This is a genomic window from Bradyrhizobium sp. (genome assembly GCF_004799445.1).
Lineage (GTDB): Bacteria > Pseudomonadota > Alphaproteobacteria > Rhizobiales > Xanthobacteraceae > Bradyrhizobium.
Genome location: NZ_SSNA01000208.1, coordinates 1 through 14,253 on the forward strand (window position 1 = coordinate 1; position 14,253 = coordinate 14,253).

General features: G+C 63.2%; 14 protein-coding genes. 3 read left to right on the plus strand and 11 right to left on the minus strand.

The annotated features are described in order from the left end of the window. Positions 1 to 16: 16 nt before the first annotated feature. Positions 17 to 1,729, minus strand: a complete 1,713-nt coding sequence (locus E8A46_RS27240) for an alkaline phosphatase family protein (RefSeq protein ID WP_291567798.1) — start codon at positions 1,727 to 1,729, stop codon at positions 17 to 19. 359 nt (positions 1,730 to 2,088) lie between these two features. Between E8A46_RS27240 and E8A46_RS27245 the strand changes: the two genes are divergently transcribed. Beyond that, positions 2,089 to 2,559, plus strand: a complete 471-nt coding sequence (locus E8A46_RS27245) for an A24 family peptidase (RefSeq protein ID WP_291567800.1) — start codon at positions 2,089 to 2,091, stop codon at positions 2,557 to 2,559. Between the two features lie 14 nt (positions 2,560 to 2,573). Here E8A46_RS27245 and E8A46_RS27250 read toward each other — a convergent pair whose 3' ends face one another. From E8A46_RS27250 to E8A46_RS27295, 10 genes are all read right to left on the minus strand, one after another. Next, entirely contained in the window at positions 2,574 to 3,239 is a 666-nt protein-coding gene (locus E8A46_RS27250) for a hypothetical protein (protein ID WP_291567802.1), read from the minus strand. Then, positions 3,236 to 3,793, minus strand: a complete 558-nt coding sequence (gene gspM, locus E8A46_RS27255) for a type II secretion system protein GspM (protein WP_291567804.1) — start codon at positions 3,791 to 3,793, stop codon at positions 3,236 to 3,238. Before gspM ends, E8A46_RS27250 begins: the two co-directional genes overlap by 4 nt. Then, a complete protein-coding gene (locus tag E8A46_RS27260) occupies positions 3,790 to 4,548 on the minus strand; it encodes a PilN domain-containing protein (RefSeq protein ID WP_291567805.1) in 759 nt (252 codons plus the stop codon). The genes gspM and E8A46_RS27260 overlap by 4 nt, the downstream gene beginning before the upstream one ends. 319 nt (positions 4,549 to 4,867) lie before the next feature. Then, positions 4,868 to 5,809 (minus strand): type II secretion system protein GspK, encoded by a 942-nt coding sequence (locus E8A46_RS27265; protein WP_291567808.1) that lies wholly within the window; start codon positions 5,807 to 5,809, stop codon positions 4,868 to 4,870. A 2-nt stretch (positions 5,810 to 5,811) separates the two neighbouring features. Next, entirely contained in the window at positions 5,812 to 6,630 is an 819-nt protein-coding gene (locus tag E8A46_RS27270) for a type II secretion system protein (protein ID WP_291567811.1), read from the minus strand. After that, the gene (locus E8A46_RS27275) at positions 6,627 to 7,037 is read right to left on the minus strand and encodes a prepilin-type N-terminal cleavage/methylation domain-containing protein (RefSeq protein ID WP_291567813.1); all 411 of its coding nucleotides are present in this window, start codon (positions 7,035 to 7,037) and stop codon (positions 6,627 to 6,629) included. The genes E8A46_RS27270 and E8A46_RS27275 overlap by 4 nt, the downstream gene beginning before the upstream one ends. Next, a complete protein-coding gene (locus E8A46_RS27280; protein WP_291567815.1) occupies positions 7,012 to 7,473 on the minus strand; it encodes a prepilin-type N-terminal cleavage/methylation domain-containing protein in 462 nt (153 codons plus the stop codon). Before E8A46_RS27280 ends, E8A46_RS27275 begins: the two co-directional genes overlap by 26 nt. Beyond that, complete coding sequence (gspG, locus tag E8A46_RS27285; protein WP_291567817.1) at positions 7,466 to 7,966, minus strand: type II secretion system major pseudopilin GspG; 501 nt, start codon at positions 7,964 to 7,966, stop codon at positions 7,466 to 7,468. The genes E8A46_RS27280 and gspG overlap by 8 nt, the downstream gene beginning before the upstream one ends. A gap of 15 nt (positions 7,967 to 7,981) precedes the next feature. Continuing rightward, positions 7,982 to 9,196 carry a type II secretion system F family protein gene (locus tag E8A46_RS27290; RefSeq protein WP_291567820.1) on the minus strand — a complete coding sequence of 405 codons (1,215 nt, stop codon included), beginning with the start codon at positions 9,194 to 9,196 and terminating at the stop codon, positions 7,982 to 7,984. A gap of 9 nt (positions 9,197 to 9,205) precedes the next feature. Further along, positions 9,206 to 10,888 (minus strand): GspE/PulE family protein, encoded by a 1,683-nt coding sequence (locus E8A46_RS27295; protein WP_291567873.1) that lies wholly within the window; start codon positions 10,886 to 10,888, stop codon positions 9,206 to 9,208. A 375-nt stretch (positions 10,889 to 11,263) separates the two neighbouring features. On the opposite strand from E8A46_RS27295, the gene gspD reads away from it, so the two are divergent. Beyond that, positions 11,264 to 13,594, plus strand: a complete 2,331-nt coding sequence (gene gspD / locus E8A46_RS27300) for a type II secretion system secretin GspD (RefSeq protein ID WP_291567821.1) — start codon at positions 11,264 to 11,266, stop codon at positions 13,592 to 13,594. A 124-nt stretch (positions 13,595 to 13,718) separates the two neighbouring features. Next, positions 13,719 to 14,159: a tetratricopeptide repeat protein gene (locus tag E8A46_RS27305; protein ID WP_291567875.1), complete on the plus strand. Its 441-nt coding sequence runs from the start codon at positions 13,719 to 13,721 to the stop codon at positions 14,157 to 14,159. The last annotated feature ends 94 nt before the right edge of the window (positions 14,160 to 14,253 follow it).

Here is a 14,253-nt window from a genome sequence, read left to right on the forward strand (position 1 = left end):
CAATCGCTCAGTGGCCTTAGTCGTGGTCGTGGTCGTGGTCGTGCGAACTCGCAACCACGGTGCCCGTCGACGGATCGAGGATGAGCTTGTCGTCGCGATCTTCCTGACGGAAGTCGAACATGTCGAGGATCGAACCGGCGCTGGCATCGAAGGAGCCACCGCCGATGCGCTCGCCGTGCAACCAGTTATCCTCGATGAAGCGCACCACGGAGGCCTGCGAGATCCGCTCATGGCTGACATAGTTGTGCTTGGCAAAGGGCGAGATCACGATGAACGGGATGCGCGTGCCGGGACCGCAGCGTCCGTTGACAGGCGTGCCGTTCAGGCCGTTGGGCTGAGTGCCCGAGCCGCATCTGCCGGGGCCGTTCACCTGATCGGCGGTGGCGTCAAAAGATGCGCTCGTGGGCGTGGCATAGGCGTGGTCGTACCAGCCGTCCGAGTCGTCATAGGTGAGAATCACAGCGGTGTTCTGCCAATCAGGCTGCTGCTGCAGGAAGTTGATGAGAGAGGTCGTTCCCTCCTGCTCATCGAGCGGATCGGAATTGCCCGGGTGACCGTCCTGATAGGCCGGCATCTTGACGTAGGAGACCGAGGGATAGTTGCCGGCCTTCACCGCCGCGTAGAAGTCGTTCAGGTCATAGCTATGATTGGCGGGGTCAGCCGTTCCGCCGTTCCCCATCGTGCTGTAGCCGATCGCCTGGGTTGAACTCGGGCGGGCGTGGGTCGGGTTGGCGGTCGATGCGTAGTACTGGAACCAGATATGATGCGGAATGTAATCGTTGGGGCTGCCGCCGATGACGGCTGAAAAGGTGCTGCGCTTGCAGCCGGTGGTTTGGTTCGCGTTGACGGTTTGCAGGTTGAAGCCAGCCGCGAACGAACCCCAGGTGAGATGGGCCGCGTTGAGCAGATCACCGATGTTCTTGCCGGTCATCATGACCTGGCTCGTGGTGCTGGAGCACACGTCAAAACCGGGGTCGGTATCGCCGATCAGGGTGAAACCGCCTGCGCCGTCGCTGATCATGGACGGGTTGCCCACGATGGCCTTCGCGCCATTGGTCTGGCCGGCGATCACATTGACCATGCCGGGGGTCGATGGACCATAAGTGTCGGTATAGGCATTGTCGCTCATCGCAAAATGCTGCGCGTAGTTCCAGATGCCGGTGACCGTGTTGCCATCGTAATAGCCCATCACCATGCCGTTGGTGCCGAAGGCGCCGGCGCCGCCCGTGGTGCCATGGCCCGTAAACTTCGGGAAGAGGTCGGCCGCGCCGTTGTCATAGGCCTCCTGCTCGGGCGTATAGGAATGGCCCTGACCGGCCGTGTTCACCTGCGTGCGATCGATGCGGAACGGATTGGCGGCGCCGCTGCCGTTGGCGGGGTTGGTGAAGTTGCCATTATTGTTGAGCAGATACGGATTCGCGGCCAGATTGTTCACCGCCGGCGTGTTGCGGGCCGCCTTGAAGACCGGCTCGCCCGGAGGGTTGGTCGCATTCGGGTAGGTGGCAAAGTAATGATCAAACGACCTATTTTCGTTGAAGATAATCACGAGATGCTTGATCGGGGTCGCGGTCCGCGCCTCGTTCTGCGGGCTACCGTGATGGCCGTCATTGTCGTGCCGACCGAAGTCCGGACCGCGGCCATCGAAATCATCAGCGACAACCGCGCCGCTCCAGGCAAACGCAGCCGCGACGCCAACCATCGCAGCAGTGGAAAGCAAATTCTTTCTCATCTTATCCCTCGCATTCTTTCTCATCTCCCCCCTCGAAAAAGGTTGGGCGCGACGACTTATAATCTGCTGCAAATGACGAGGCTGTGTCAGTTTGACGTCAAGCCGATAAGCCGGGCTTGCAGCAGATCGAGCTTCGCCGAAAGCCGATTTTCATTTTCACCCCTGTGATAGGATTGCGACCCGCCCTGTATCGCCCGCTGATGACGTTATGATCTGCGAGCTGAACCACTTATTCCGCTTCCGAGGCCTGGACTGGAGGCGGGTATCTTGAACAAGGTGATTTCAAGAATGATTTTCGACGCCGTTTCGACGATCTGCTAAACGTCGGCCGGGTAACTGTACTGAATGGGGCACCCGGCGTGGTCATCGTCGTATCCTTTGCATTGCTATGCCTGCTCAGCGCCGTCCTTGCCTGGATCGACATCCGCCACGGGATCATTCCGGACTGGTTGAACCTGACGATCGCGGGTCTCGGACTGTCGAAGGCCGTGATCATCGGTGGCGCGCCGGCTGGTTTGGAAGCGGCCTGCGAGGGGGCGGCCATCGGAGCCACCTTCTGGCTCCTGAGACGGCTGTATTTCACTTTCAGGGAAGTCCAGGGTCTGGGGCTGGGCGACGTCAAATTCCTCGCGGCCGCCGGAATCTGGAGCGGCGTTGCAGGCCTTCCCGTGCTCGTGCTGGTGGCGGCGCTGACCGCGCTGGCCTGCGCCGGCGTCATGCAATTGGCTGGACGGCAATTGACCGGTCAATCATCCATCTCGTTCGGGCCATTTCTGGCGATCGGTCTGTTGTTCACGTCAGCTGTTCAACAATACGGGTCGTGTTGCTGAGCACAGGACAAGAACTAGCGCCGTTCCGGTCGCGACTCGGACGACCGCAGTCTTGGCGGCGCCGGTGGAGGCGGAGGGACTTCACTGGTCACCTGTCCCACGCCCGGTTGCGGCAACGCCAGCGTGACGACCTGTTGATCCTTTTCCAGCGCCGTTTCCCGGCCCTGAACCGATCGCAGCTTCCAGCCCCGAAAGTCTTCGCCAACCTTCAGGCGGAGCACCGCCTTGGTCGATTGATCCACAAAGATTCCGAAACCCTCCTCGTCGCTTGCGATGGTGCCGACCAAAGTGAGCTGCGGACGCTCGGGCTCCCTTGGTTTGGGCATAGCGGCCACCTTTGGCGCCACAACGGGTGCGACGGCAGTGGCGGGCGGCCGCCGCGATGGCGAAAAGATCGGCCGGTCGCGCGTGACCGGAAATTGGGCGAGCGGCATGGCCCACAGCGGATTGGCGCTCAGCGTCCGCTCGGATCCTGGTGCAACCGGCGCGGGCGAAGTGGCGGTGACCTGCACCACCGTGGCGGCGGGATTGGTCCAGGTCGAGGCTGCCGCAGCTCCCATGCGCGGACCCTCCGCCTGATCGTCCAGCGCATCGTTGGAGACAGCAGAGGTCGACGCCGATATGCCCCCATACACCGACAGTGCCAGAACCGTGATTCCGATCGCCAATTTCCGCATCATTTCGCACCCTGCCATTGCCCCGACACCGCCAGCAGAATTCGCAATTTCCCCTCACCGGACGAGGTCGTCGGGGCTTGAACAGCGAGCTGATCGATGAACAGGAACGGCATTCCGGCTTCGAGATCGTAGATTAGCGGTTGCAGGGCTGGCTGATCGAGCTCGCAACTCGCGACCATGCTGACAAATCCTGCCTTGGACGGCGTGCCTTGCACATCGAGCTGCGACGACAGGACATTGCCGCCCTGTTTCGTCACCGCGCCCGCAACGCGCTGCAGCAGAGCGGCTCCCGCGACGGTGACCGTCGCCCCTTCCAGAAATGCCGAGCCGGACGGCATGCCCGTTTCGGCCGGACCTCCGCCGGGTGCGCGCGCCTTGCGGCCCTCAAGCTGCTCCAGCATCGCCGCCGAAGCGGCCACCGCTTCCCGCTGGCCGAGCATGTCGACAATGGAGCTTGCAACCATCGCCAGCAGCGCGAGCATCAGGCCGGCGTAGGCCGCCGCGGCCACGGAGGGCGAGGTTGTGAGCGATTTTCTTAAAGTCGCAGGGAGGTTCATGTGCCCGATCCAAAAGTAGGCGTGATACGGGCTTCGATGTGGAACCGCTCACCCGGGTCATTCTGCGCACGCGTGGTTGGCGCAAAAAACGTCGCGCGGGCAAATTGCGGCGACCGCTCCATCAATCGAATCAACGACGGCGCATCCTGCGTCAGGCCGATCACCTGAACCTTGTCGCCCTCGATCCGCAGCTCCGTCACATAGGTACTATCCGGCAGCGCCTGCGAGAGCGCCTCGAGCACGACGACGCTCGATGGGCTGGTCTGCTTGCGCTTGGCAAGGAGGCTCAGCGCCGACCCGCCGGCGTTCGGGTTGAGACGCAGCGCGACGCGACGCTCCGAAATCCGGCGCGTCAGTTGTTGCTGCTCGGACTCAAGCGCGCCGCCGATGTAGGCCGCGGCGATCAGCGAGGCCGCGGCCGCAAGACCGGCGGACAGCAATGCGAGGCGCAACATGCGCGGCACATCCGGCGCCCGACCGGCGGCTCCGCGGAGCGGCTGGTCGAAGACCTTGATCTTCGCCGGCGCCCCCGTCGCGGCGGGAAGCAGGGCGAACGCGGCAATCGATGCCGCCCCCAGGTCGGTCACGAGCTGAAGCAGTGGCTGGATTTGCTGTCTCGATGTCGCGGCCAGTGTCAACTCGACCCGCTCGCGGGGATTGGCCTGGGGCGGGCTCCAGCCGAATACCACATCGTCCGCGGTCCAGGGCGTCAGGCGGTCGATCTGCGCGCGGATCATGCCATCGAGGAAATCCACCGCCTGTTTTGGAAAATCGAGCGATCGAAACAATACCTGGCCGGGCGTCATCAGCGCTTCAATGCGGCTGCCACGAAACGCCGCCTGCCAATCCGCCGGCAAGGGAGGATCGGGCTGACCATGCGAGAGGCCAAACGAAATTTCAGGCAGCGCCGGGTCCTTTCGCGCCGATATCATCCTGGCCGTAAACGTGTTGTCGCTATCTTCGCTAAGCAGGATCCGCCGCCGGAGCGCATACCGACCCGTCCCGGAATTGACGGCCCGGGCCACGGCTGCGATCCATTCATCGAACAGGGTTTTGATTTCGGATATCATGATCTCAACCGCCCGCCAGTTTCCGCGGCCGGTGGCCGGATTCCACGTCGTCCCGCCACGACAGCACCTGGTAGGGATCCTTGTCCTTTTCCTTGTCCTCGCCCAACGCGATGACAACCTCCGAGGAGGTCCGGCGACCATTGTCGAAGCTGAGCGTCGTCAGGACGCGAAAGGATTTACTCTTGGGAATGGCCGCGCTGGCCTGGGCAGGCCCGAGTGCGGCAGCGATCGCCGACTGGTCCCTCGGCAAGGCCGGCCGCTGCTTCAGGAAATCATTCAGGGCCGCAGGCGTCATGCCGGGCAATGCGGCAATCACCTCGGGCGGCGCGGTCAGGGCATCGATCTCGGGCGATCCGCTGAAGACGGTCACAAACGGCAAAGCGCGGTCGACCAGTTCCGGAGGCACGCCGAGAACGAGGCTGAGTTCGTTGACATGGGTAAACAACGACTGTCGTGGCGAGTAAGTGAGGCCCGAGGCGCCATACAGCGCCTCCTCCTCGTTGGCGGCGTTGGCTTTGGGCTGCGTCCGCCACCCGATGATCCGGTCGGCAGCCTCGGTGGCGATCTTTTCATTGGCGCCGAGGACGGCAAACAGATTGGCCAGCATTTCCCTGGACGCGAAATTGAGATCGACGCGCGCGGCTTCCGACGTAAAGCTGACGAGAACCTCGGCCTTGTCGAGCCGGAAGTGGAATGACCCCTGCGCCGGGCGCGCCTTGTCACCTGCGAGCAGCAACTGATAGGTCGTCAGTTCGAGACTGGCCGACATCAGAGCTTCCGTCTGCAATCCGGTATCGGTGACGGCCAGCGCCTGAGCCGAATTGGACAGATAGACCGAGAAGATCGTCGCCAGCGCCGACAACGCCACCAGAATCCAAAGCACGGCAACGATGATGAAGCCCCGCTCCGAGGCTGCTGCGTCCGCGCGTCGAGATTGCCCTGCCATCGCTAACCTCCCTGCCCGGTCGTGGCATTGCCCATTTGCGGCGAACTTCCCTCAGGGTTTCCTTGAGGGTTTCCTTGAGGGTTTCCTTGGGAGTTTGCCTGCGGACTTCCTTGTGAACCTCCCTGGGGATTGATCGCAGCATCCGGTTTGGCCTCGCAGCCGCCCTCCGGCTGCGCGCAATCGGCTTGCGCAGGCGACTGGACATGAACCGGCGCAATCGTCGAGATCGAAAGGATACGTTCGCTCGCAGCGTCCCGCACCGTCAGCTTGATCGCCGCCGGGAGTTTTTCGGAGTCGTGCCAGCTGCTTTTCCAGACCCGGTCCTGGCCTGCATAAGCGAATGACAGCCGAAACGGCGCGCGCAGCAGCACGACCGGTTCGCCGAAATGAAGTTGTTCGGACAATGAAGGACCCAGCGGCAACGGCCGGAACGACGAACGCGAACGGACCGTTGCGAAGCCCAGAGGATCGGTGGTTTCGCCGACCCGCACCACATCCAACCCGGGCCCGGTGTTCGGACCCAATGCGGTGCGCACGAACGTGACCGACAGTTCCGAGCCATCGAACAACGGATGGCGCTCGCGGCGATTGGCCGGCACATATTCGGCGGCCGCGAGGTCGGCGCCGATCCGCTGCAACGCGATGCCGATCAGTTCGCTGCGCTGGATGCGCTCAAAGCCGCGATTCCAGTTCGGAAGCCATTGCGCGGTGAGATTGGCCAGCGCCGAAAGCACCAGCCCCATCAACGCCAACGACACCAGGGTCTCGATCAGCGTAAAGCCGCCCTCGCCGGCCCGTGGCTTTGCAGGCAAGCCGCTCATTTCGGCGGCCCCCGCATCAGGCGAACCGTTGTAAGGTCCGACACCGCCCCTGAAGGGGACCGCACCTGAATTCTGACCAGCGCGGGAATCCAGGCGACGTCCGCGCCTGGCACGGCCCAGTCTTCGCCGAGCGGGCCGATATCGATCTTCCAACGGTAGTCATTCTCCTGGCCCGACACCGCGCCGAGGCCCAGTTCGGCGCGTGGCGGGATGTCCGCGGTCATGACCGAACGCGCGGTCTGCATCAGTGTCACGTGCTGCTCGAGCAAGCGGACACCACGGACGTTTGTCGACATCACCGATCCGATCGCCAGAATCGAAACGGCAACGACCGCCAGCGCGATCAACACTTCGATGATCGTGAAGCCGGCATCGCGACGGTCAATTTGTGGCGGTGTGTGGAACAATCTCGATCCTTCCCGTCAGCCAGTTAACGCGAATTTCATAGCCCGCATCGAGTCGGGTCAGTGCGATGGCGCCGCCGCACGACATGCCGCTGGCAAAGAAGCTGATGGTCGACAGGGCGGCACGCCGGTTGCAGGTTTGCGGCAGCAGCGCGTCGAAACGGACGTCGTCCGGGATCCGGATCGTATCCGCGGTCGCGCCTGACCGGATCGAGCGGCTTCCGGTGTCAACCAGCGTGGAAACATCCACCCCGCGCCGGATGGCCGCGTTGCGATCCGCCTTCAGCAGCGTCGCGGTCTGCAGCGCGTAGGCCTGCAGCCGGGAGCGGGATGTCTGATGCGGGATGAACGGCAACAGCACGGCCGCCATCATGGCGATGAGCGCGAGCACACACACCATCTCAAGCAAGGTGAAGCCGTTTTCCCTGTCGTTACTCATTTTTAGCGTTGGTCAGATTGTCGATCGAAATGTCGGCCGCAATCCCGCTGCCGCCTTCCTGGCCGTCCGATCCGTACGACATGATATCGTAGGGTCCGCGTTCCGCGGGCGAGCGATACAAATAGGGATGATTCCAGGGATCGTTCGGCACGGCGCCGCCCTTGAGATACGGCCCGTTCCAGGCAGCGATACCCGGCGTACGCTGGACCAGCGCCGTCAGGCCTTCCGACGTCGAGGGAAAACGGCCGGCATCGAGATAGAACAGGTCGAGCGCGCTGGAGAAGCTCTGCAGCTGGATCTTCGCCGCCTTGACCTTCGATTCACTGAGATAATTGAGAACCCGCGGACCGATCAGACCCATGATGAGACCGATGATGGTGATCACCACCAGCATTTCGACCAGCGTAAAGCCCTGCTGGCCCAAATCCTGCCGGCGCCTGTCGTGGGCGCTCCCGGCGAAAAACCTGCCAACCCGTCTTGCCGACTGCATCATGAACCAACCCTTGCTCTATCCGACCAGTTGCGTAACCGACAGCAGCGCAGTCATGACCGATACGATCAATCCCCCGACCACGGTGCTGATGGTGATGATGGCGAGCGGCCCGATGATGCCGACGATGCGGTCAAGGCTGCGCTGCAATTTCGCCTCATAGAACTCGGCGACCCGGCCCGCCAGCACCGGCAATTGCCCGGTTTCCTCGCCCAGCCGCAGCATCCGGATCGCCATCGGCGGCATGTTGCTCGACGCGAGCAGAGCGTCCGAAAGCTTGCCGCCGTGACGGACGCGATCCGCCGCCGCCGTCCAGGTCGCGACGTTTCCGGTGACCGCCATGATGTCGACCAGGATGCGCAGGGTGGCCGTGAGATTGACGCCGCAGCCGAGCAGAACGCCGAGATTGCGGCAAAAAAGACTGGTGCGGTAAAACTGGAAGACGCTGGCTATGCCGGGCACGGCGGAGACCGCGGTCATGATCGCGGCACCCGCGCCCGGCCGGCGAAGCAGCCACCACAGGCTCGCCACGGCCAGAGCGGCGGCGAGCATCACGCCGGCGGCGTTGGCCCGAAGAAAATCCGACAGCCTGATGAAGACGCTGAGCGCGGAGTCCGATTTTGCGCCGAAGTCCTGCAGTACTGACGAAAACTGCGGCAGAACGAACAGAATGAAGAACAGCATGACACAGGCCGCGGCGATCAGAACGAAGGCCGGATACTGCATCGCATCCGTGACTTTGCGGCGCATTTGCTCGGCCCGCGCCCGCTCCGTTCCCAGCATCTCAAGCACCTGATCGAGCGTGCCCGATACTTCGCCGACGCGAACCAGCGCGACATACATGGCGGGAAACAGCGCCGGGTGTCCCGCAACCGCGCCGGCGAAGCTTTCGCCGGTCAGAACCGCGGCCCGCAGCTTGCCGACCACCGGACGCAGCCGGCCGACATCCGCGTCGCACGCGAGCAATTCAAGTGCATCGTCCAGACGCGCCCCCGCCTTCAGCAGAAGCGCGAGGTCCCTGGTGAAGGTCGTCACTTCCGCCGGGCCCGGCCGACCGAAAAGACCGAAACCGCCGCCCGCTGCGGCCGCCGTCGCCTTGTCTTCGATGGTCTCGATTGGCAGCAGCCGGAGATACTCGATCCGGTGCGCAACTTCCCTTGCGGTCGGAGCCGAGAGCGTGCCATGCACGATCTCTCCGTTCTGCGTCAGCGCCCGGTAGCGGAAATTCGGCACGATCTCACCTCACCGCACGGTCGTAACGCGGAGTATTTCCGCAGGCGAAGTCAGGCCGGCGCGACATTTCGCAACGCCGTCGTCGAGCATCGTCGTCATTCCGGCGCGGATCGCCGCCTGGTCGATTTTGAGTCCATCGGTCTTCTCCCCGACCAGTTCACGGATCTCGTTGCTAAGTTCGAGGATCTCGAACACGCCGAGCCGGCCGCGATAGCCGGTGCCGCCGCAGCGTTCGCACCCGAAAGGTGCCTGAAACGTCTCGCCGCATTGGAAGCCGAACGCGCCGAGTCGAGGATCTTCGGCGAAATCGGCCTCGCTCAGTATTTTTGGCGTTTTGCAGCGGTCGCACAGTTGCCGAACCAGCCGCTGCGCGACCACGGCTCTCAAGGTCGAGCGCAGCAGATACCCTTCGACGCCGAGGTCGAGAAGACGCGGCACCGCGGCGGCGGCCGACTCGGTGTGCAGGGTGGTCAGAACAAGGTGACCGGTAAGGGCCGCATGAACCGCGACATGCGCGGTTTCGGAATCGCGCACCTCGCCAACCATGATGACATCAGGATCCTGGCGCACGAACGAGCGCAGCGCCGCCGCGAAGGTCAAGCCGATCGCGGGCTTGACCTGGGCCTGATTGACCCCGGGCAGGTCGTACTCCACGGGGTCCTCGACCGTCAGGATCTTCCGGCCCGGCTCGTTCAGGATCGACAAAATTGTCGCCAACGTCGTGGTCTTGCCGCTTCCGGTCGGACCGGTGACGACGATCATGCCGTGGGGCAGCTTCAGCAATCGTCTGAGCGTGACATCATCGGCCGGCGAGAATCCCAGCTTCTCGACGACCAGCAGCCCGCGATCCTTGGGCAAGATGCGTATGACCGCGGATTCCCCATGCTGCATCGGCATGATCGCGACACGAATGTCGATATCCGCGCGCCCGGCGCGCAGCCGCGCGGCGCCATCCTGCGGTAGCCGGCGCTCCGCGATATTGAGGTTCGCGACAATCTTGATGCGCGAAATGACGGCTTGCGGCAACACGCCGGCCGGCGCCGCGACCGGTCGCAGCAAGCCGTCGATGCGCATGCGGACCACCAGCCCGGCCTGAAACGGCTCAATGTGAATGTCGCTGGCGCGAAGCTCCACCGCCTTTTCCAGGAGATCGTTGACGGCGCGAACCACCGGCGCGCCGCTGGCGAGGTCCCGCAAGCTTTCGATATCATCTTCGCGCGGCCGATGCGGCTCGCTGCCGCCGCCGAGCTCGATATCGTCGTCGCCGAGGCGGCGATCGAGCACCACCGTGAGATCCTCGACGGACGCCACCTTGATCGTGACCTCGGTCCGGAGCACGATTTCCGCGGCACGCCGTGCCGCCGTATCGGTCGGATCCGCGACCGCCAACACGGCGCCTCCATCGGCGGATTGATAGGGGAAAACCATCATTTCCCGAAGAAAACGCTGGGAGAATGCCTCCCCCAGGGCCGGTGCAGACAGCATGTCCTGCAAGGAGACCCGATCGAGATCGGCGAAACGAGCGGCTTCGTCCGCGAACTCGCTGGCCGAAAGGTCAGTAAGCTCCCAAAGCTTGCCTTGCTGACGCCCGGCACCGCCCTGCTCGGCCGGCTCGCCATTGGCGGCGGCCTTCGTCAGATGATTGTGACGACGAAGATATTCCGCGAACTGTAAGGATTCGTCGCTGATCATTGGCATTCCAGTCGCGCCGCGTTTCCTGGGGCCGATCAGCGGACCACGGCGCACCGGGTCACCCGTCGGCCGCCAGTTGTCGGCCGCCGAGAGGTTATTGATCCGAAACATGACAGCTGTACGAAGCGCGAGGACTATCGGCCTCATCAGAAAACCAGTCTTGAAAAACAGCCATTAAAATCAGGCATTAAGATCAGCCTTGGACCCCCTGTCCTGGATCAAGGATCGGCGCTGCCCGCGTTGGCCCTGATCCATCGGCCTCGGTCCGCAATTATTACTGTCATGTTCCGCCGCTAATAGTGCGGACCAGCTCGCGTCCCCCTCCCCCCTGAGGACCCTGAGCCCCGAAGTAAAAAGAGTTGGATCGGCTGAAACATGACAGGTGTCGGCAACCGGGGCCTTCCCCCGTCGGTCGGTCGCAGCGTTTATGCTGCCTTCATATTGTCGTCCGTCGTCGCGCTGGCGTCCTGCAACTCGGCCACCACGAGTTCCAACAGCGGCGATATCGACGTGCTCGACAAGGTGCGTTCGCTCGACACCTTGCCTCGTTATCCCCAGCAGGCGAACGCCCCGGCGACCAATACCGGCCAGCGAGCTCAGCCGGCCGTGTTCCAGGGCACTGAGGTCACCGACATCTCGGAGGCACGCCCGCAACCGGTCTCATCCGGCGGCGGCTTCGAGCTCAATTTCGAAAACACGCCGGTCGCCACCGTGGCCAAAGTGGTTCTGGGGGACATTCTGCAAACCGGCTACACGATCGATCCGCGGGTGCAAGGCACTGTCAGCCTGGTTTCAGTGCGGCCGGTGGCCAAGTCTGACATTATCTACGTGCTCGAAAATGCCCTTCGGATCAGCGGGATCGTGCTTGTTCGCGACACCGCCGGCTACCGTCTGACGCCGCTCGGCGACGCCATCGGCACTGGCCGGGTCGATGCCGCGGCCTCCAGCCCTGAACCCGGCTACGGTGTCTCCGTGGTGCCCCTGCAATTTGTCTCCGCGCCGACGCTGCTCAAGCTGATGGACAGTTTCGCGACCAAGCCCGGAATGGTGCGCGCCGATGCGACGCGAAACCTGCTTCTGATCCAGGGTAGCGGCGCGGAGCGTCGGACGGCGGTGGATACCGCGTTGAGCTTCGACCTCGACTGGATGCGGGGGCAATCGGTCGGGATTTTCCCCGTCGTCAACAGCGGTCCGGAGCCGATTATCGCGGAACTCGAAAAGATTGTGGATTCCGGCGAAAACGGCCTCAGCCAGAGCATGGTCAAGTTTCAGGCGGTCGGTCGGCTCAACGCGATCCTGGTGGTCAGCAAGAAGCCGGCACTGCTGCATACCGCCGCGACCTGGATCAAGCGGCTCGATCGTTCCGACAGCACCCGGACCAGCGTCCATGTGTACCGGGTGAAGTACGGCGATGCCCGCCAGATCGCGCGCGTGCTCACCGACATGTTCGGCGGCGGCGCTTCCTCGGGAAGCCTGCTCGACAGCGCCGATAACCAGATCGCGCCCGGGTCGGGTTCATCGGCGAGCGCCGGCGACCGGCTTTCTCTGAACAGCGTCGCCAACAGTCCGGCTTCGTCATCCGGCGGCTTTGGCTCGCGCTCGGGGTCCGGAACCAATTCCGGCTTTGGCGCGCCGACGGCTAGTGCGCCGGCAGGCGGAAATGCCGGATCACTCGATAAGGGCGGCTCCGGGTCCGGTAACGGTCAGCCACTGATGCAGGGCGTGCGGATCACCGCGGACAGCGTCAACAACACCCTGCTGATCTACGCCGATCAAGGCAATTACCGGATCATCGAATCGACGCTGCAGCAGGTCGATCAACCGCAGCTGCAGGTCTCGATCGACGCCACCATCGCCGAGGTCACCCTCAGCGACGAACTTTCCTACGGCGTTCAGTTCTACCTGACCAGCCACAATCTGGGACTAAGACCCGACCAGGGCTCCCTCCTCAACACTCAATCGACGTCCGTTCCGACACCAGCCACCAGCGCCGCCGCCAGCACCGCGGCGGTCGCCGGAACCGCGGTCAACACGTTCATCAGTCGCGCGGTACCCGGGTTCAATTTCCTGCTCGGGTCGGAAGCACAGCCGGGCGCCATCCTGGACGCTCTGCATACCGTCACCGGCGTGAAAGTGTTGTCCAATCCGTCCCTCGTCGTGGTCAATAATCAGGCCGCAACCCTTCAGGTCGGCGACGTCGTACCGGTCTCCACCGGCAGCGCCACCGTGCTGACGACGAGCAACACGGTCGTCAACACCATCGATTATCGCAACACCGGCATCATTCTGCGGGTTTCTCCACGCATCAACGTCAACGGAAACGTCAGACTCGATATCGAACAGGAGATCAGCAACGTCTCGCCGCAAACCGCCACAAGTTTGACCCCGACGGTTTCCGAACGAAAGGTCAAGAGCTCGATCTCCGTGGCCAACGGGCAGACGGTACTGCTGGCCGGCCTGATCAGCGAGCAGCAGAACCTCAATCGAAACGGGATTCCCCTGCTCGATCAACTTCAGGGAATCGGCGACGCCTTCGCGCATCAGGACAAGACGGTCAACCGCACCGAATTGATCATCTTCATCCGTCCCCAGATTATCCGCGACAGCCTGGACGCGCATTTCGTTGCCGAGGAACTTCGATCAAGGCTCCGCGGCACCATCAGCACGAGTGTTGCAAATGACAATCGCGTTCAAAGCGTTCACTGATACGAGAACGCAACTGCCCAGCATCCCCTTCGAGAGGGCTTGCTCAGCAATCCTGAACTTGATCGCGGCGAGATCGACCCTGCTGGCGATCTTGTTTGCCGTCCTCGTGTTCGGCACCGGAACGATGCGGGCCGCCTTCGCGGGCGCATCGACGCGCGGGCCCGCGGCCTATTCCAGGGGTGACTACTCGCGCGCTGTCCGCGAACTAGCTCCGGCGGCATCTCGTGGCAATCCCCGTGCGCAGGGTCAGCTCGGTTTCATGTACGAGAACGGCTTCGGTGTGCCGCAGAACTTCGCCGCCGCCGCCGACCTCTATCGGAGCGCGGCCGTTCAGGGTGATGTCTTCGCCCAGAGCAGGCTCGGCTTGAGCTACGACAAGGGTCACGGCGTGCCGAAGAACGTGATTCTTTCCTACAAATGGCTTGATCTGGCTGCGGCCAAGGCGTCCGAGCGCGAACGCGACTATTACCGGCGACTGCGCGATGCGGTGGCTTCGAAAATGACGTCCGATCAGATCGTTGAAGGCCAGCGGCTCGCCTTGATCTGGGCCACCGGAGGATGGTGAAAACCAATCTGCGGCGCGCCGCGCAGAGGGCTATGAACGTTCCGCCGGTCGCGCAACAGCATCGGACCGACAAACAAGAACGCCCCGTGTTTTC